Below are 19,304 nucleotides of genomic sequence, written 5' to 3' on the forward strand. Positions count from 1 at the left end.
TTATTATTAAGCAAGTGCCATGCCAAAAAAACAAAAGGTCAAAAAGGCTATAACAGCAGTCTTTTTTCGACCTTTCGATGTGTTTAAACAGATAGAGCGATTCTTCAACAGGTTAAACAGTTCAGCTGCTGACTAGAATCTACTCGTCAATTTTTAGTTCACTAATCATAAATGGGGTATTGTTTAGCAGTCCGTCGGTTCGTTTTTTTTATTTCTATCGAAGGAATAATTCTCACTCTTCTTCACTATTTTTCATTTAATCGTAAGAAATTAGAAAAAGAGCGGCTTCCCCCTCACTTTTAAGGGAAGCCGCTCTTTTATTTTATATCTTCGCCAAATACTCAGAAAATTTAGCTAATCCGGCGATTAATTCTTCCGTTTTGCAAGCATAGCCGATTCGGACACAATGCTCAAATTCAAAGCAATCCCCTGGGGTGAACAACAAGCCATGATTATCAATCAGGTCGATACACAACTCCCGGCTAGGACGATCAAAATCGTAATACAGCAAGGTAACCGTTCCTGCCTGAGGCTTCACGTAACGAATGTGAGGCTCTTTTTGCACCCACTCGTCTAAAATTGCTAAATTATCGCGTACGATTTTTTTGTTGCGGGCCAAAATTTTGTCTTTGTTAGCCAGTGCAATCCCCGCCAGCTCCTCATCCAGCATGCCACAGCTGATCGTGTTGTGATCACGATGCAAGCTGCACTGCTCAACCACCTCAGGATCCGTTGCAGCAATCCAACCTAGACGCAAACCAGCTAAAGAAAAGACCTTCGACATACTGCTGACGCTGATTCCTTTAGCATATAGATCAACAATCGACGGGTTTGCTTCCTCTGCTTGAGTCAAGCCGCGATACGTTTCATCGGATAAAACATAGGCATCCACTGATTGAGCGATGGCTGCAATTTCCTGCAGCATTTCTTGATCCATCAAAGAACCAGCCGGATTATTCGGATTGTTAATGATAATCATCTTAGTCTTGTCAGACACCAGCTTGCGAACCTCCGCTAAATCAGGCAGAAAATTGTTTTCTGGTGTTAACGTATGCCGTTTAACGGTTGCTCTAAAGGATTCAGGAATTGAATACAATTGCTGATAAGTCGGCAGTACTGCTACCACTTCATCCTCTGGTTCAATCATTGAATAAAGAACCAAGTGATTTGCTCCAATTGCGCCGTGAGTGGTTAAAACTTGTTCCGATTCAATTCCTTGATATAAAGAAGCGATCCCTTTTTTAAAAACAGGATTGCCGAAAATATGGCCATAGGTCAGTCTTTTTTCCATCAATTCAGTCAATTTTTCTTCTTTGTTTATACCAGCTAGCTCAAACAATTCATCAACGCTTAAAGAGTCCACACAGGTTTCTCCCGTATTATAAACGGCTTTTTCCTCGTGCTCATTCATCCATAATTCGACCTTAAAAGGTTCAATTCTCATTCGTTTCTTCCTTTCCCATCATCTTTTCTTAAAATATACCACAAACCCGACATTTATAGTCAGAGAGTTTTTGCAATCTTATCACCTTAGCAAGTCTTTGTTAGGTTACAATGAGAGTATCAGAAAAAGCGGAGGGATTTATTTGGTACAAACACTTTATTTAATGCGACATGGACAAACCCTATTTAATCAGCAGGGAAAAATGCAGGGCTGGTGCGATTCGCCATTAACCGAATTGGGCAAGCAACAAGCACGAGCAGCCGCTGAATATTTTACAGATATTCCGTTAGGAAGTGCCTACTCATCCACCTCAGAGCGAACAAGCGACACCCTGGAGCTGATTACCGACTTGCCTTATCAACGAATCAAAGGCTTGAAAGAATGGAATTTTGGGGCGATGGAGGGGGAGCATGATTACTTAATTCCACCGCTTCCTTACGACGATTTCTTTGTCGATTTTGGCGGAGAAGGCGAAGAACCTTTTAGAAAACGCGTTGCCGCGACGATTCTTGACCTAATGAAAAAAGAAAAACACGAGCATGTCCTGATGGTTTCTCACGGAGCTTGCTGCCGCCAATTTATCAGCACTTGGGCCCATACTAGTGACCTTGCTCACTCGGGACGTTTGGGTAACTGCTGCATATTAAAATTTGAATTTTCTGATGACACCTTTCGGTTGCTGGAAATTAACGACCCTAATAAAAACTAAAACAAGGGAAGGATAGCCTTTTTGCGCTCCTTCCCTTGCTTTGTATGTAGAAAACTACTGCCAAATTTTTTCATCAGCAGCCAGTAAATAAACATTTCCATCAGTAATTCCGTTGGTTTCTACTTTTATTGGACCACTTAACTCACATTTGTTGGTAAAAGCAAGTTGTCCATCGTTAATAAACAATTCGGTTAGTCCTCGGTCAAGAAATAGACGAACCTCTTCAATCATAGCCAGTGAGACCGTTTTGCTTCTATTTCTAAACACATCTTTAATTTCAAGCATTAGCTGCTGATGAGCATAGCTAATTTTATAGCTGGCTTGCTCCGTACTTAATTTAAGGGTAAAAGCAGATAGATTTTTGGATTGAAAAATAAGTTCTGTTGTTCCCCCAATTACCATCCCATTGACTAGCTTCTGGTGCTGCTCCCGCAACTCACACAGCTCCGCAATCGGCTGCATCCGGAGATGTCCATCCTTAACTCGCAACTCTCGCGGCAGGGTTAAAGCTCCTACCTGGTGCTGAGTTTCCTTTTCCTGCTCACCAGGCAAACCAAACCAAGCCCACACTAAACGACGCTCATTGATTGGATCAAAAAAAGTAGCCGCAGCATAAAAATCCGTACCTGCATCCAAGACTTGCATTTCTTCAAAGCATGTTGATTCATCACTAATAAAGTATGTTGTATCGAAGCCGCCTTTGTAGGAAGTATCCAACCCTTTAGGCGAAACCAACAGCACCCTTTTCCCATCGAGAGTGAAATAATCTGGACATTCCCACATGGTTCCTTGACCCGCCTGCGCTTGAGCAACTTGCCTTACATATTCCCAAGGTCCGGTGATGCTGTCGCTTTGGTAAAGACTGACCTGACCCAAGTTTTCCTGACTCTCACCACCAATTACCGCATAAAATTTCTCCTGCTCCTGCCAAACTTTAGGGTCGCGAAAGCGATGGGTATTGCCTGCAGGTGGTGTCGTAATGATCGGATTATTGTCGAGTTTTTCAAAAACGACTCCATCCTGACTAACAGCTAAGCACTGCGTTTCTGCATAGTTCTGTGCAAGATTTTTGTGCCCAGTATACAGCAAGTACAGTGCTTCTCCCACTTGAATTGCACTCCCTGAAAAGCACCCATCCCGATCGTAATCCTGGTCTGGCAGTAAGGCCATTGGTTCCCTCGTCCAATGAATCAAATCCACAGAAGAAACATGCGCCCAGCCAATCGTTTTCGTATTCGTTGCTAGCGGATTGTTTTGAAAAAACACATGATAACGTTCTTGAAAATAGCATAAACCATTGGGATCGTTGCTCCAGCCCTGCAGCGGGGCAATATGATAACCATAGCGTGTCAATCTGTTCACCTTCTATTCATCGTCTTCATTCGTTCGCAGCTTTACCTGTTGAGTGAAGGTTGATAGAGCGCCAGCGGTTAATAGCTGAGGGACAGCCTGCTTTAACGATTGCTGCTGCTTTCTCAAATTAACTGCCTCAACTAAACAAGGTAAATTAACCCCCGCGATAATTTCAAATTCCTTAGCATATTCGCCAGCACATTTGGCTGCAACGTTAAAGGGCGTTCCATAGAGCAAATCCGTAAAAATTAATAGCGGCTGCTCCTGAAGCTGTTCCATTGTTTCCTGCATCTTAACATGAAATTGCTCAATTCCAGATTGGTCGATTTCAACTGTGTAAAGATCGTTTTCTGGGAAAAAGAAGCTTAATGATTCCTTCATAGCTGAGGCCAGCGGTCCATGGCTGGCAATGATTATTTCGTACATGCTACCCTCTCCTACACAATGACATCCTTCAAGTAAATTTTGTTGTCTCCTGGAACCATGATCGTGGTGATTTCAACGCCGCGATTTAGCAGCTCTTTAAAAGCCGCTTCTTCAGTTTCAGTAATACTGACCGTTGGGCGAACATGACGAGTTCCCTCACGTACTGACATATTGCCGACATTGACCGTTTGAATGGGCAAGCCCATTTCCATCAAATCCAGTAAATCAACTGGACTCTTCACTACAATTAGGACCTTTTGTCCTTTGTATTTTCCAGCCAAAATATTGGTGGCTGCCGTTTGTTTAGTAATGATAGAGGTGGCTACATTTGGTGGTGCAGCCATCCTCAAAACTGTTTTTTGCACATCGTTCACTGCTACATCATCGTTGATTACCATAATGCGGCTTGCTCCCAGCTCGTTAGTCCATTGAGTTGCAACTTGTCCATGAATCAAGCGATCATCTACGCGAATATGAATAATTCCTTCCATTTTTTCCACTCCTTATTTTAAGATATTTAGTGCATATAGTCCGACAGATAAAACCATAATGATCAAAATAATATAGATCGGTTTTACTTTTTTTCCTAATAAATAGTATACTGCGAAGACTAGCAAGGCCGGAATAACACCTGGCATAATCTGATTAAGAATTTCGTCTCCCGTCATTTCCAGTGACCCTTGTTTAAAGGTAAAGGCCAAATTTGCTTTAATTACAGTTGGGATTAGTGCCCCCACCACCATCAATCCTAGAATCGCTACACTTTCAGTGATAGCCTTTAGCTTCGTTTCAATCGAAGCCAATAAACTCGTTCCTGATTTCAAGCCTGCTTTAAACAACGGAATTCCTAACGCCTTCAATAACCACGTAACAGCAATCCAGATTACGATCCCGACAACACTGCCTTCCAGAGCCATATTTGCCGCAATTGCACCAAAAATTGTCCAAGGAATGACTACAAAAACACTGTCACCTAAACCTGCCAGTGGTCCCATTAAGCCAGTTTTTAGCGCCATAATCGTATCTAAGTTTTTCGCCTTTTCCACTTCTTCGACACCCATATTTACGCCCATTACATAAGGAGCAACATACGGACTAGTATTGAAAAATTGTAAATGCATCTTCACAGCCTGCTTCAAACCTGCTGGATCGTCTTGATAATTTTCTTTTAAAAACGGCATCATAGAATACGCGTAGGCTAACCCCATCATTTTTTCGTAGTTTAGTGAGGCACCACCGTTTAACATCCAACGCAGCAATGTACGATTTTTCGCTTTTTGACTCACTTGATTACTCATCTTCATCCATCCCTCCTACAGTTTGAACAGGTTGTGCCGTACTATTTTTCTTGAATAAAATCAAGGCAATGGCCGTACCTAGCAAAGCAACACCTAGAATTGGAATATTTAAATAAACTGCTACTACAAACCCGATAATTAAGTAGCCAAAATAGCTTTTGACTGGTAAATATCTTAACAGCAAGCCAATCCCCAAAGCTGGTAATAACCCTCCAGCAACCGTTAAGCCACCTGTTAACCATTCAGGGATATACTCGATAACTTTTCCTACAACAGTTGGTCCGACAATCACCGTAAGTAAAACCGGAATACCAGATGTTAACATGGTATTGGCTACACCACATAAATGCATCAGTTCAACTGCTTTATAATTTTCCTCATCCGCATATTTCTCCGCTTTGTTTTGGAAAAAAATATTGGTCGTCCATTTTAGAACATCCAATTGAACCATCAACATGGCTACTGGTATCGCTAAGGTAATTCCAATTGATGCTTCTTGTCCCGTGGTAATAGCAATATAAGTACCTACCAAAGCTGCCGTTTGATAATCAGGTACTGAAGCACCACCAAAGCTTGAAATTCCCAACGTCATCAGCTGCAATGTTCCACCAATATAAAGTCCAGTTGTAATGTCCCCTAAAATCAGACCTATCAGCATCCCCGCAGTAACCGGCTGAGAGGTCCCCAGCATTGTTCCGTTTTTGTCATAATTGATGAAAAATCCATACAACACAATAAGTGCTACTTGCCAAAATTGAATATCCATTTTTTCTCCTCCTTCTTTACTTATCTATAAGCAAGTGGTGTGCCAACTTCTAAAACGACTACAAACCCCTTTACAGCAGCTTTACTACAGAAAAAGCTAGTGTTTGCCGGTCACAAACACTAGCTAAATTGAATCAACACTAGCTTTTCAATTGCGAATGAATGATTTGATAGATGTATTCAAACTCCTTATCCGGAATTTGAATATTGTATTTCTGACAAATTGGAGCAAAGATTATCGTGGCAGCTGTAATAAACTCTTTAAATTGTGTACTTTGATCACTCGATGTTCCATCACTAACATCTCCTACCAGCAGACGCTCGATCATCGAAGACAAATGCAAAAACAGATTTACTCGAATGAAGTTTTTAAACACGACTTGATATTTGTTCTCCAACGCTGCAATCACTGTCTCGATTTCATTAATGACCATATCAGGGTTTAAGAAACGGAGACGAGCACTGGCTCCCTCAATCGTAAATAGTTTAACAATCTCATTGGTGATAAGCTTCAGCTGCTCCTCAGAATAAATTGTGTGTAAAAAGTCCAGCGTTTGGCTGCCGTTAACCAGATTTTCAATATTTAAACTTTTGACTCCCGCCACTGAAACCTTTGACGTACTGATAATCAACAAAGTATTTTTAAAAGAAGTCAAACTTCTTTCCTTTTCCAACTGTTTCAATTCATCAAACGCCATTAAGACAATTTCGATATTCGTCTTCGGTTCCTGCTGCAGAAAAATCTCCTTAACCTTGTCAGCAATACCATCACCAGACATACAGGAAATGACAATGTTGGGCGATTGAGAAATCCCCTCAAAATATTGCGGTTTTACATTGAAATCACTGTAATCCATGGTAGTAAAATACTCTATCGGCCGATTTTGCTTCAAAGCAAAGCCAAAATGTAGGGCTAACGCAGTAGAAACATTGTTCACAATTAGTAAATCTCCACTGACGTTGTCCTTAATTTCTTCATACATTTTTTCCAGAGACCCCATATCCACTAGTAAAATCAGTCCATCCTGAGTATCCACCTGGGAAACATAACGATTGACTTTAGCAACAATTTCTTTCGTCTCAACCTGAATCGGCATATCAAAAGCCTCAAAAATATAGTCATCAACTAAACAATTAACCTCCCTCACTAAGTTGGAGGCCGACTGCTTGCCGTGCATGAGAATTAAGGCATTCTTCTGACTGACAATCGGCAGCTGATTGACGAAATAGCCTGCCAGCAAATACAACAACACCTCTGATGCTTCTGTTTCGGTAATTTCCAACAACCTTTTTGCCATATTGAAGTATTTAGACATACGTTTGTGTTCAATCGACGGAAGGGTAATTGACACTTTTTCTCTAAAAAGATCAATTAATAAAGCTAACTGGTAAATCTGCTGCTCCGTCAGTTCCGTACCAAAATGAGCGAACTGTTCTTTGCCTTCCTGCAGTTGGGTCCTCACCATTACAGTGCTGGCGGACAACTCTTTATCCGGAAACAAGACTTCCAGCTCTTTAATAAGCAGCGGCACCTGTTTAATTAGTTCATCAAATTCTTTTCCCTCTATGTACTGATGAATCAGGTCTTCCAGTTCATTTGTACGAAGAGTCTCCTTCATTTCAAAATGCTCCGGATTGATTTCAATATAATGCTCTAGTCCAGCACTTGGAATGAATAAATTCGTCAGAGAAGTCTGTTGATTATATGTAGCTGCGCACATAAGCTTTATTTTGTTTTGAATTGCTCCAACGTTGCCCTCTTCTTCATTGGACAAAAGCTGGTGGATTAACGATGGGTGCAGACAAATTTTCTTGTTCATCTGTCTAGCCTCCAAAAAAAAGAAGGTTAAAATTAGCTGGATTCGTTCATTTCGAGTCCGATCTTTGAAGTCCAGCAAAGTTACCTCTAAGGGAATTCTTCGTCTAAAGGTTGCCAGTAAGCTGCTGCTGGTTTCTTCAGTTGTTGCTAAAATCAAGCGAATATCGGCTGCCTGCCACTGCTCCTCTTCTCCTAAACGACGAAATTGCTTTTGATCAATGAGTAAAAAGAGCTTTTCCTGATTTTCCTGCGACAAATTATGAACCTCATCCAAAAAGAGATAACCGCCATCAGCCGCATCCAGCAAGCCTTTTTTCTCTCCCTCAGCTCCTGTAAAAGCCCCCTTCACATAACCAAAAAGAACAGAAGACAACAGCTCAGGATTGTTCGCATAATCTGCACAATTCAAGACGATAAAAGGAGCATCCGCTGGAATAACCTTCTGGGATACTGCGTATTCATAAACTTTTCGAGCGAGCATACTCTTGCCAACCCCGCTGCTGCCGCGCAAAATTACTGGCAAACCGTTTGGTGGGTAATTCACTGCCGCCTTACATTGTTCAATAATTGGCCGCAAACTAAACTCACTACCAATCACCTCAGCAAAAACATCCGTCACCTCGGGCAGCCAAAATTGAGTTGGTCGGGTATTTTCCTTCGCCAGCTCTCCCGCCTTCACTAATTGATTTAAGTAATTTGATACCATACTGCGAGATAAATTAGTCTGCTGAACAATATCAGCAGCTGTGAATTTTTCTCCCTGCGCAAGCGTTGCTTTTATTTTTGCTAACAAAATTTCTCCACTATACATCTTCCCCACCTCCATTCCTTTATACGTGACCAAGGCAAAAAAATCAATAGCGTGACAGAAACCGACTTTTTAAATCATTGGCTCGTTCATTCTCATGCCGCTTATTAATGTAGAAAAAAGGCACTAAAACGCTGATAAACAGCTGTTTTAGTGCCTGAAAACTATTAATTATTTACAGGAAGACTTTGTTCTTTCTCTTGTACAGTCTCAACCTTTCGCTGAACAAATTTTACAATTTCAACAATTGGGATGATTGAGAAGGAAGCCCCTGCTACTACAGCCCACTGACCAGCGTTAAGTGAAGCTACCCGGAAGATATCATTCAGTCCTGGTACCAATATAATTACGCCCATCAATGCAAAGGACAACAGAATTGCCCAGTTGAAGGCTTTATTGCGGAACGGTCCCACCTTGAAAATCGACTGCTTAACGGATTTCACATTGAAGGCATGGAAAAGCTGCATAAACCCAAGTGTCGCAAAGCACATAGTCAAAGCATCGGCATGCTGCAATGTATATAATGCCTGCTCAGAAAGTCCTGGCATGTTCAAGGCTGTGTGAGCTGGATACCGCAGAGAGAACCAGTATACAAACAGCGTAATGCCTCCTTCTAAAATTCCTTGATAAATAATACTGCTAAAGACGCCACCAGAGAAAAGATTGGAATTACGTCCTCTTGGTTTGTGACTCATTAAGTCTTTTTCCGCCGGCTCCATTCCTAAAGCAATCGCTGGGAAAGTGTCGGTGACTAAATTGATCCACAATAAGTGAATCGGCAGCAGGGTATCCCAAGCAAATAAAGTCGCAAGGAATAAAGTCAACACTTCCCCTAAATTAGCCGCCAGCAAATACTGGACCGTTTTCTGGATATTTGAAAACACCTTGCGTCCTTCTTCGACGGCTACGACAATTGTGGCAAAGTTGTCATCGGCCAGAACCATATCAGAAGCTCCCTTGGAAACCTCTGTTCCGGTGATTCCCATACCGATACCGATGTCTGCTTGCTTTAATGAAGGTGCATCATTCACGCCATCACCAGTCATGGCAACAACCTTGCCCTCTTTTTGCCAGGCTTTAACGATACGAACCTTATGCTCTGGGGATACCCGAGCATACACAGAGTAGTCATAAACTCGCTTTGCAAATTCTTCATCGGTCATTTCATTTAATTCTGCGCCAGTCAGCACAGCCTTGTCGTTTCCAGCACGGATAATACCTAAGCGGACGGCAATCGCCTCAGCCGTATCCTTATGGTCACCGGTAATCATAATTGGTCGAATTCCTGCTGATTTAGCTAAACGAACGGCTTCAGCAGCTTCTTTTCTTTCTGGATCGATCATTCCCACCAAGCCGGCAAAAACTAACTCATTTTCCAGCTCCTCTGAAGTCAATTTTTCCGGTAGTTCATCAAGATATTTATAACCCATCGCTAAGACCCGCAGAGCCTGCTTCGCCATATCTGTATTGTTAAATAGGATTTCTTGTCTTTGCTCTTGAGTCATTGGCAATTCTTGATCCTGTGACAACACACGGGTGGTTCGCTCGATCAATACATCCGGTGCTCCCTTAACTGCTACTAAGTATTTTCCATTAGCCGTTTGGTGAATGGTACTCATTAATTTTCGCTCTGAATCAAAGGGCAATTCAGCCACACGTGGTTCCTGCTTCAAGCAATCAGCTAAATCTAGTTGATGATCCAAGCCAAACTGAACTAGGGCTGTTTCTGTAGGATCACCGATTAGAGAACCATCTTGAGCTACCTTTGTATCATTAACATAATTCATAATCCGCAGAGCTTTATTCGTTAACTCAATCGGTTCCGTTGAAGCCACCTGATGGAAATCATAGTACAGCTTTTCTACTGTCATTTGATTCAAGGTTAAGGTCCCGGTTTTATCGGAAGCGATAATATCTGTACTACCCAATGTTTCGACTGCCGGCAGCTTGCGAATGACCGAATTACGTTTCGCCATAACCTGTGTACCCAACGCTAAAATAATGGTTACAATTGCTGGTAGCCCCTCTGGAATAGCTGCCACTGCTAAAGAAATCGAGGTTAACAGCATATCCACAAACGACGTTCCATTAAATACAGTTCCCACAACAAACATGATGATCGCAATCACAATAATCGCAATGGTCAAGAATTTTCCTAATTCATTTAAGTTGTTTTTCAACGGTGTTTCCGTTTCATCTGCCTGCGCCAGCATGTCTGCGATCTTACCAACTTCGGTACTCATTCCAGTATTAACTACCACGCCTTTTCCTCGACCATAGGTAACGTTACTGTTAGAAAAAGCCATGTTTATTCGGTCACCGATACCGATGTCTTCTGCTGGCAGAACAACCAATTCTTTTTCCACCGGAACCGATTCTCCAGTCAAAGCGGCCTCTTCAATCTTCAAAGAGGCTGCCTCTAAAAGACGCAGGTCAGCCGGAACTACATCCCCAGCTTCCAGCAAAACAATATCTCCTGGAACCAATTCGTCACTTTTAATTGACAGCGTATGACCATCTCGCAGCACATTGGCATTGGGCGTCGACATTTGCTTCAAGGCTTCAATTGCCTGCTCAGCCTTAGATTCTTGAAAGACACCCATTATTGCATTAATAATTACCACCAAAAGAATAATCATGGAATCGACAATCTCATGAGAAACAATCGCCGAAATAATGGCAGCTGCTAATAAAACCAAGATCATAAAATCCTTGAACTGCTCGGCAAACTTCATGATTAAACTTTTTTTCTTGCCTTCTGCTAGTTCATTTTTTCCATAAATTTCTAATCGCTTTTGCGCTTCCTTCTTACTTAAACCTGTCGGTGAGGCCTTCACCTCAGCTAAAGTACTTGCTGTATCTAACGCATAAAAGCTTACATTCTTCTGTTGTTCCGTCATAGTTGCCTCCTTTTATTTGCTAAAAAAAGAGACCTGTATATGCCTTAAACATACACAAGTCTCACTGTTTAAGACAGCACCAGAAATTTCTTTCAGGATTGGTGATGCTGCCACAGCCTGCGCTGCCAGTTACTCCCTCATGCTATTTTCTTTAACCGATGATAACTAATGTTATAAAATTAGCAGATTTAATCTAGGTTACTTCTTCAAAATGTGAATGGCAAACCCGCCAAATTCTCCTGCTAAATAAATATTTTTTAGCTTTTCCTCTTCATCATAGGCAGCTGTGTCCATATTGAAGCTCAAGCCTTTGTCCTTCAGCTCAGCTACCGCACCTTCCAAATCAGCGGTTCGCATCGCAATGTGGCCGTTCTTTCCTAAGAACGGGCTGCGCATGCACTCAAAATAGTCACCAGCGAATTCCGACTTCTGTCCATGCCGAGGTGTTAAATTGAACATGCTGCTTAACAGCTGTGCCAACTCTTCAGCCTCCTGTGCATTTTCCGTATTAATACCAATATGCTCTAATTCAAATTTGTTTGTCATTATTCATACCTCTTCCTTAAAAAATTTACATAGGGAACATAATTAACGCGCCAACGGTCAAAGCAATCAACCGAATGAAATACTGAGGAATGGTAAATACCCAAAATTCTTTTGCTGAATATTTTCCATAACCTAAAATCATTGCCGGCATTCCGTCAATTGGCAAGAAGTGTCCACACCAGCCGGAAATAACAATTGCACAGGCAGCTGCGGTAGGATCTAATCCAAGATTGGAACAAACTGCAATGGCTAGCGGTGTAAATACATACACCGTTCCTATCGTTGACCCTGTCAATGTCGCTAGCAGACTAGTCAAAATACAGAAAGCAAAGATCATCATAAAAGGATTAATATTGTTACCTAACATTCCGGCAACCGTTTCGCCTACTAAATTAGTAAGCCCGGTACTTCCCAAAGCATCTGCCACACCAATAACACCGGCTGACATTAAAATGATAGGTGCACTAATCGCATCCCTAATTTCCGTAAAATCCAGCACGCCAACAACTAAAATGACTGCAACCGACAACCCCGCCATCGCATAGCCAGCATCGCCGATTCTGCTTTGCAGCAGCATACCAACCACGGCAAAGATAAAGGCTGCATAAGTAACATTTTGTTTCCATTGAGGTAATAACGAAACGGTTTCATTTCCTTCAGTACCAACCTCTTCGGTATCTTCATCCTTGATGGGATGATCCGGCAAGAATTTATATTGAATGACACAGTTTAACAAGAATCCCAGAGATAAGAATAAATTGACAATAGCAAATTTGAAAACCGAAACATTGACTGCTTGTCCCGCCGCTCCCAGTACAGCGATGACAATTCCGTACTGCAAGGCTGTATTAAAAGGAATCAATGGATGGTTCGCAGCAAAACCTGCCGTCATGATTACTTTAGAAGGAGGAAGTTTTTTACTATAAGGTAACGTTGAAAGCAAACCAATGGTTAATACATAGTAGGCGGTTGAACCTGTTCCAAACATGCTGCAGCCCAACATAACAACCAAAATAATCAGCATGTAGGATTTGAAGCCGCCCTTATTTGCCATGGCAAACATGGCCCTTTTAAACACCACAATGAAATTCGTTTTCTGCAGGGCCGCAATAATAGCCATAAACTCAGCTAACATAATAATCGTGGAATTGGAGAATCCAGCAAAGGCGCCTTTAATATCGGCGATGCCAAAAATTACCAGCAAGATACAGGCAAACAATGGTGGTGCACCAAACGGCAATTTGTCAATCATAATTAACAAAATCATGAAGGCAGTGATTGCCAAAGCAATAATCATTTCAATAGTCATAATACCCTCCTAAGCTTTATTCATCGATCCATTGGCGGGATAGAATACAAGGAGCATACTCTATCCGCAATGGCACCGATCATCATCGCTGCTTCAACTATTTCATCCCTTTAGCTTTATTTTCTTCCAACACTTTCTTGATAGCTTCAATCCCCTCTTCCGGCACTTGATTAAATGGTGCCCGGCAAGGTCCTACATTATGTCCCAATAAACGCGTAGCTGTTTTTACAATGGTATTGGGATTGCCGTACTTGAAGCAGGCTCTAAAGCTTTGAATACTTTCATTGGCTTTTTTAGCTTCCTCGATCTTGCCTTCCATAAACAGGTCATAGATCGACGCCATAGTCTGCGGATAAACATTGGCACAACCAGCTATGCCTCCAGTTCCTCCTGCTAACAAGGTCCAAATAATCAACTGATCATTGCCAGACAGGGTATAGAATTTACCGTTGGTTTTCTTCTTCCCAGCGTCAATATAGCCCAGAATGTTGGCGAAATTCCCGCTAGAATCTTTGGCACCAATAATGTTATCAATTTCTGCTAAACGACCTACAGTTGCCGGTGTTAACGCATTTCCAGTCCGAGCCGGAATATTGTATAAAACAATCGGCATATCAACTGCTTCCGCCACTGTTTTGTAGTGCGTGTATAACTCATCCTGACTCGCTGCAGCAAAGCTTGGTGTGATGATTGATAACACATCAGCTCCGGCAGCCTGCGCCATTTTACTTTGTTCAATTGTTTCTTTGGTAGAAAGGGTGCCCGTTCCAGCATACACGGGTACACGTCCATTGGTTTGGTCTACCACTGTTTCAACCACTAATTTCTTTTCTTCTGCGGTTAAAATGTAGCCTTCACCGTTGGTTCCAAAAGGGAAAATCCCGTGAATGCCGTTATCGATCATGCGGTCAACCTGAGCCCGCAGTTCTTCTAAATTCAGTGTTTCGTCCTCATTCATAGGGGTTAAGATCGGGGTAATAATTCCTTTTAATTCTGTTGGTTTCATTTAATTCTCTCCTTTTTGTGTTGTTTATCATTAAGAATGCGGTATCATTTACTCAATTGGTGCTTCTCTCAAAAGACTTATTCCAGTACCCCTTCACCTGAGGTTGGGTTATATAAGCCTTCAGTCTCCCGTTTTTCTCCAAATAAATCTTCCACTGTAAAACGGACATATTTTACGCAAAGACGATTTTTGTAGGCATAAACTAAATGCAATATGCCTTGGCTATCTTGATAAAGCGTTGGATACTCATGCTGCGAATTGTTGGTTTTGTTTTCAATCCCAATATAGCCTTCTGCTGGTTCAAATACGCGACCGATCGGCCAAGTTTTGCCAAAATCTTCTGTTACGGAAACGGCAACTGGATTTCGTAATCCTGGCCAAGCTACTTTTCCGAAGGCTGCATGATTGGCTGCATTTAAGTTATACGCCAAGGCTACTTCGCCAGACTGCAAGCGGATAGCGCTGACACTTGCATTGTTATTCGGCAATACTGTCGGTTCCGGCACACTCCAGCTGTCGCCAAAGTCAAAGGATTCACTGCTGTAAACATGATCCGCGAAACGACTGCGCATGAAGGCTACTAAATGTCCATCTTCTACTTCCACAATGTTAGCGTGAACACGTCCGCTGCTGTCAGGCATCCGAACTGCTGTCCAGGTTTGTCCTTCATCATCAGATACTTGAAATTCTGTTGGATCATTGGTTAATCCGTCTGGCGAATCTTCACACAACCAGGTACTGAAAATCCAGCGGCCGTTGCTTAAGATTTGTATCGCTTGGCGTGAGAAGGTCCCTTCATTGGCAAACAATACTTCTGGTTCTCCCCAGGTTTGTCCTTCATCGCTGGATTTTTGAACCATGATAACCGACGTAAACTGCATGTTGTCCTTACCTTCCTGGCGACTAACTTGCGACGTATAAATTAACCAAATTTCGCCATCCGGTGATCTAAAGAAGGCCGGATTTTGCTCACTGCGGTCTTCTCCTTTCGAGACAGTTACAGGTACTGACCAAACCTGTTTTTCTGGATCAAGCTTGGAAACCACGATAGAAATATCCCCGCTGCCTTCAAAGCTTCCAGCAAACCAGGCACACAGCAAACCGCCGTCTTTTGTCTCAATCAGCGTTGGTGCGTGGGCAGTATTGTTACCGCCAGTTGGAATAAGGCCAAAATCGACAGCTAAAAATTCATCTCGATAGACCACACCATTTGGTTCTGATTGTCGGACACTTGGTAATTTTGTAGCCATTTTTTAATCCCCCTACGTCATTTTTTATCTGTTTATTTCTATTAAGCCTGAGCTTAATCGTCACTTTGGTTATATAAAATATTTCCGGCAACCGCTAGCTCTTCTTGCCTAATACTATTTAATTCACAGCAAGAAGAATCAGCGATCACCGTTTTTTAAGAATTTTCAGCTAAGCGAATCGCATAATCAATCGCATTTTCCAGACTTAACTCACTTGCTGTCCACTTGCCAGCCTGGTCGAAGGCCGTTCCATGATCCACTGAAGTCCGAATGATCGGCAGATTCAAGGTAATATTGACTCCCTTTACAGCTTCCCAGCTAGCTGTCTTTTGATCGTAAACAAATCCCAACAGCTTCAAGGGAATATGCCCTTGATCATGATACATAGCCACAACAATATCGTACATGCCGCCGTTGGCTTTTGAGAAAACCGTATCGGCTGGCAATGAGCCGTAAGCATTGATGCCCTCTGCTTTAGCCGCTTCAACTGCTGGATTGATCTCGTTAATTTCTTCTTGTCCAAATAAACCATTTTCCCCGCAATGAGGATTTAATCCAGCTACGGCAATGCGTGGATTTTTAATGCCGAGATTTTTACAAGCAGTATCGGCAATCCGAATGACATCCAAGACCCGGTCTTTAGTCGCCCGGTCACAGGCTTCCCGCAAGGATACGTGAGTAGAAACATGCACTACCCGCAAATTGCCGTCAGCCAGCATCATGGTATATTTGTCGGTCCCAGTTAAGTCAGCGTAAATTTCCGTATGACCAGCATAATGATGGCCCGCGGCATTCATGGCTTCTTTGTTCAATGGATTGGTTACCGTGGCATCAACTTCTTTAGCTAAAGCTAGTTCAATGACTTTTTTCACGTATTGAAAGGCTGCATTACCGCCAACTTCGGATACTTCACCGATCGGCAGTTCATCCATGTTAACCACCTGCAGATCAATTAAATCAATGGTGCCAAAGGTGTATTTCCCATCACTTGGTTTGTCAATAGGATTAACCGTCACATTCAATTCCGGGTGCTGAGCTAAATAATAATCTAGGACACTTTTGTCACCGACTAACAGTGGACGACAACGATCATATAATTCTGCTTTCAGAAAAGCCTTCAAGGCGATTTCTGGTCCAATACCAGCTGGATCTCCCATGGTAATACCGACGATTTTTTTCATTGCTGCAAAACTCCTTCTATAATAAGTAAGAAACGAATGCTGCTTAATTTCTTTTGCATTTATTCAACAATGTTTATTGCTACATGATTTCCAAATAAATCTTTCGTGCATCCTCAGGAGTTACTTCCCGTTTGTTGTTAACCAATAAGCGAGTAACCTCCATCCCAGCAGCCACTAAGCCGTCAAGATCTTCTTCTGGTACATTGAAGGTTTTCAGGCTGGTTGGTATCTCCAACACCTTCACCATTTCTTCCAGCTGATTGATCATATAACCCGATTTCTCATCAACAGACAAATCCTTGTTGCCGTTCTTCACTACTCGGTCATAGGCAATAGCCAGCAGATCCTTAATAGCTGGTTCATTAAATTTCATCACTGGAGTCAAAAGCATAGCATTGGATACCCCATGAGCAATGTGATATTTCCCGCCCAATGGGTAAGACAAGGCATGAACCGCTGTCGTACCAGAGGACGTAATCGCCACGCCAGCATAAAAGGAGCCTAACAGCATATCACTTTTCGCTTTCAAAGCTTCTGGGTTGGTACAGGCTTCAACCAAATTGTTCATGATCAAATCCAAGGCCTCCAAAGCAAAAGTATTGCTGATGGGGTTGGCTTTGGCTGAAGTGAAGCATTCAATCGCATGACACAAGGCATCTACTCCAGTTGCCGCAGCAATCGGCTTCGGCAGATTCTTTATCATGCGGCTGTCAAGAATCACATAATCAGCGATCATCTCTGGATTAACAATCCCGATTTTCAAATCCTTCTCTGGAACACCAACAATACTATTAGGAGTCGCCTCAGCACCAGTTCCGGCAGTTGTTGGAATCATCAAGCTGGTAATTTGCTTCTTCGCCAGCAATGGCTCGTCCAGCAAATCCTTCACAGTATACTCATCTGTCGCCAAAATCGAGGACAGCTTGGCAACATCCATGACACTTCCTCCGCCGATGGCTATAATAAAATCAGCTTTCTGTTTTTTAAATTCATCGATCATAGCCTGCGCTTCATGATAGTTTGGTTCAGCTGGGATGTCGGAAATAATGGTATAGTCAATTCCAGCTTCTTCAATGATTGCCTTAGGGATATCCACTAAGCCGGCTCCTAAAATTCCTTTATCAGTAAAGATGACAATTTTCTGAACTCCATTGGCAATGATGCCGGCCAATTGCTCCAGGGCGTGCTCTCCGGCGTTGATATTTTTGGGCATTTTTAATTGATAATCTACTAACATGTTCTTCCTCCTATGTTTTCATTTAAACGACTAATTTCTTCAAACAACTCTTCGTTGCCAAATCCACCTGACTTAGTAATCACCTGGCGCTGCTTTTGGTTCCATTCAATCGTTGATAAAACGGTTCCGGCACTGAGCTCTGTCAGTGGTCGGATCGTCTGAATGCCCAATACCTTCATGGACTGGAAAAGGGTATCCCCGCCAGTGAAAAGAAAGGTATTTTCGCTGTGGCTGGACCACAAGGCCTGAGTCAACTCGCCCAACGACTTGCCGATTCGAAAGCGATATTCAGAAACAGGCAGCGCTTTTTCCCGGCTGTAAGTCTTAATCCCTGCGGAAGTCTCTTCGCTTAAGGTTTCAAAAACCAGCAAAGGATGGGCCTCCATCAGCTCCAGATAGTTTTGAAGTTCCTGTTTCCCTTCTGAACCAGACCAGTAATTCGGCTCCAGCAGCTGTTGGGGAGTTAAGGAAATTCTAGGATAAGCCTTTTTGTCAGCGTGTTCAATTTGCTTTTTAGTAATAGGATTAACGCTGCCGCAGATCACCACTAACGGATTTTTTAACGAGTAGCGGCTGACAGACACGGCCGGAAATAACTGCTGAGCTAAAATCTTGGCAAATCCAGCACAGCCGATGGTGATTGCCAATAGTTCGCTTTCTTTTAACAATTGCATTTGCCGCTTTAAATCATTCTCTGTTTGCGCATCAAATACCAAAACACCTTGTCTATTATGGGGAAGTTCATTGGCTTTGACCAGCAGAGCTTCGATGCCAGCCTCTTGCTTTAATCGATGAATCAGGTTGCTTTCTGTTACTGGCTCATAGGGATCATCAGCAAACACACTTTGAGAAACCAAAACCTGATCGATATACAAATTACCGTCAATTAGTACGCGATTCATTTCAGGATAGGCTGGTAAAAATGGAATGCTTTCTGCTTGGCTGGTATCCAGAATGGCTTTGACCTCGGCACTGATATTTCCCCGCAACGCAGAATCTACTTTCTTATATATATAAGGAATCCCTTTCCGTTGAGCGCTTACAATTATTTCACTCATCTGCTGGTAGGCTTCTTCAAAAGGTAAATAGCGGCTCTCAGTATTTAGTACCAGTACAGCGACACTTTCCTCCAACTCAATCTTGTTCAAATCTATTTCCGTTGAAACCAAGGTATGGACTCCCTGGTTGGAAAATTGAACACCTGTATCAAGAGCTCCAGTAAAGTCATCTGCAATGACTAATAATTTTAACAT

General features: G+C 42.4%; 16 protein-coding genes. 1 reads left to right on the forward strand and 15 read right to left on the reverse strand.

The window, feature by feature from the left end; genetic code table 11:
- Positions 1-322: 322 nt before the first annotated feature.
- Positions 323-1,444, reverse strand: coding sequence for an aminotransferase (locus I588_RS09200; protein WP_010755308.1), 1,122 nt, complete (start codon positions 1,442-1,444; stop codon positions 323-325).
- A gap of 142 nt (positions 1,445-1,586) precedes the next feature.
- Here I588_RS09200 and I588_RS09205 point away from each other — a divergent pair, with 142 nt between their 5' ends.
- Positions 1,587-2,153 (forward strand): histidine phosphatase family protein, encoded by a 567-nt coding sequence (locus I588_RS09205; RefSeq protein ID WP_010755307.1) that lies wholly within the window; start codon positions 1,587-1,589, stop codon positions 2,151-2,153.
- Between the two features lie 54 nt (positions 2,154-2,207).
- Here the strand turns inward: I588_RS09205 and I588_RS09210 are convergent, their stop codons facing one another.
- The 14 genes from I588_RS09210 to I588_RS09275 all read right to left on the reverse strand — a co-directional run bounded on the left by I588_RS09210 (position 2,208) and on the right by I588_RS09275 (position 19,304).
- Positions 2,208-3,515 carry a glycoside hydrolase family 32 protein gene (locus I588_RS09210; RefSeq protein WP_081632965.1) on the reverse strand — a complete coding sequence of 436 codons (1,308 nt, stop codon included), beginning with the start codon at positions 3,513-3,515 and terminating at the stop codon, positions 2,208-2,210.
- 3 nt (positions 3,516-3,518) lie between these two features.
- Positions 3,519-3,932 (reverse strand): PTS sugar transporter subunit IIA, encoded by a 414-nt coding sequence (locus I588_RS26410; RefSeq protein ID WP_010755305.1) that lies wholly within the window; start codon positions 3,930-3,932, stop codon positions 3,519-3,521.
- A gap of 11 nt (positions 3,933-3,943) precedes the next feature.
- Positions 3,944-4,423, reverse strand: a complete 480-nt coding sequence (locus I588_RS09220) for a PTS sugar transporter subunit IIB (protein ID WP_010755304.1) — start codon at positions 4,421-4,423, stop codon at positions 3,944-3,946.
- 12 nt (positions 4,424-4,435) lie between these two features.
- Entirely contained in the window at positions 4,436-5,236 is an 801-nt protein-coding gene (locus tag I588_RS09225; protein ID WP_010755303.1) for a PTS system mannose/fructose/sorbose family transporter subunit IID, read from the reverse strand.
- Positions 5,223-5,990 (reverse strand): PTS mannose/fructose/sorbose/N-acetylgalactosamine transporter subunit IIC, encoded by a 768-nt coding sequence (locus tag I588_RS09230; protein WP_211219405.1) that lies wholly within the window; start codon positions 5,988-5,990, stop codon positions 5,223-5,225. Before I588_RS09230 ends, I588_RS09225 begins: the two co-directional genes overlap by 14 nt.
- A 145-nt stretch (positions 5,991-6,135) precedes the next feature.
- A complete protein-coding gene (locus tag I588_RS09235) occupies positions 6,136-8,625 on the reverse strand; it encodes a sigma 54-interacting transcriptional regulator (protein ID WP_010755301.1) in 2,490 nt (829 codons plus the stop codon).
- A gap of 164 nt (positions 8,626-8,789) precedes the next feature.
- The gene (locus I588_RS09240; RefSeq protein WP_010755300.1) at positions 8,790-11,522 is read right to left on the reverse strand and encodes a cation-translocating P-type ATPase; all 2,733 of its coding nucleotides are present in this window, start codon (positions 11,520-11,522) and stop codon (positions 8,790-8,792) included.
- Between the two features lie 198 nt (positions 11,523-11,720).
- Positions 11,721-12,068 (reverse strand): VOC family protein, encoded by a 348-nt coding sequence (locus I588_RS09245; RefSeq protein WP_010755299.1) that lies wholly within the window; start codon positions 12,066-12,068, stop codon positions 11,721-11,723.
- Between the two features lie 25 nt (positions 12,069-12,093).
- A complete protein-coding gene (locus I588_RS09250) occupies positions 12,094-13,377 on the reverse strand; it encodes an SLC13 family permease (RefSeq protein WP_010755298.1) in 1,284 nt (427 codons plus the stop codon).
- A gap of 97 nt (positions 13,378-13,474) precedes the next feature.
- Complete coding sequence (gene dapA / locus I588_RS09255; RefSeq protein ID WP_010755297.1) at positions 13,475-14,383, reverse strand: 4-hydroxy-tetrahydrodipicolinate synthase; 909 nt, start codon at positions 14,381-14,383, stop codon at positions 13,475-13,477.
- 77 nt (positions 14,384-14,460) lie between these two features.
- Entirely contained in the window at positions 14,461-15,633 is a 1,173-nt protein-coding gene (locus I588_RS09260) for a sialidase family protein (RefSeq protein ID WP_010755296.1), read from the reverse strand.
- 155 nt (positions 15,634-15,788) lie between these two features.
- A complete protein-coding gene (gene pdxA, locus I588_RS09265; protein WP_010755295.1) occupies positions 15,789-16,814 on the reverse strand; it encodes a 4-hydroxythreonine-4-phosphate dehydrogenase PdxA in 1,026 nt (341 codons plus the stop codon).
- Positions 16,815-16,893: 79 nt separating this feature from the next.
- The gene (locus I588_RS09270; RefSeq protein WP_010755294.1) at positions 16,894-18,051 is read right to left on the reverse strand and encodes an iron-containing alcohol dehydrogenase; all 1,158 of its coding nucleotides are present in this window, start codon (positions 18,049-18,051) and stop codon (positions 16,894-16,896) included.
- Entirely contained in the window at positions 18,045-19,304 is a 1,260-nt protein-coding gene (locus I588_RS09275; RefSeq protein WP_010755293.1) for a four-carbon acid sugar kinase family protein, read from the reverse strand. The genes I588_RS09270 and I588_RS09275 overlap by 7 nt, the downstream gene beginning before the upstream one ends.

The sequence above is a fragment of the Enterococcus pallens ATCC BAA-351 genome, from assembly GCF_000407485.1.
GTDB lineage: Bacteria > Bacillota > Bacilli > Lactobacillales > Enterococcaceae > Enterococcus_A > Enterococcus_A pallens.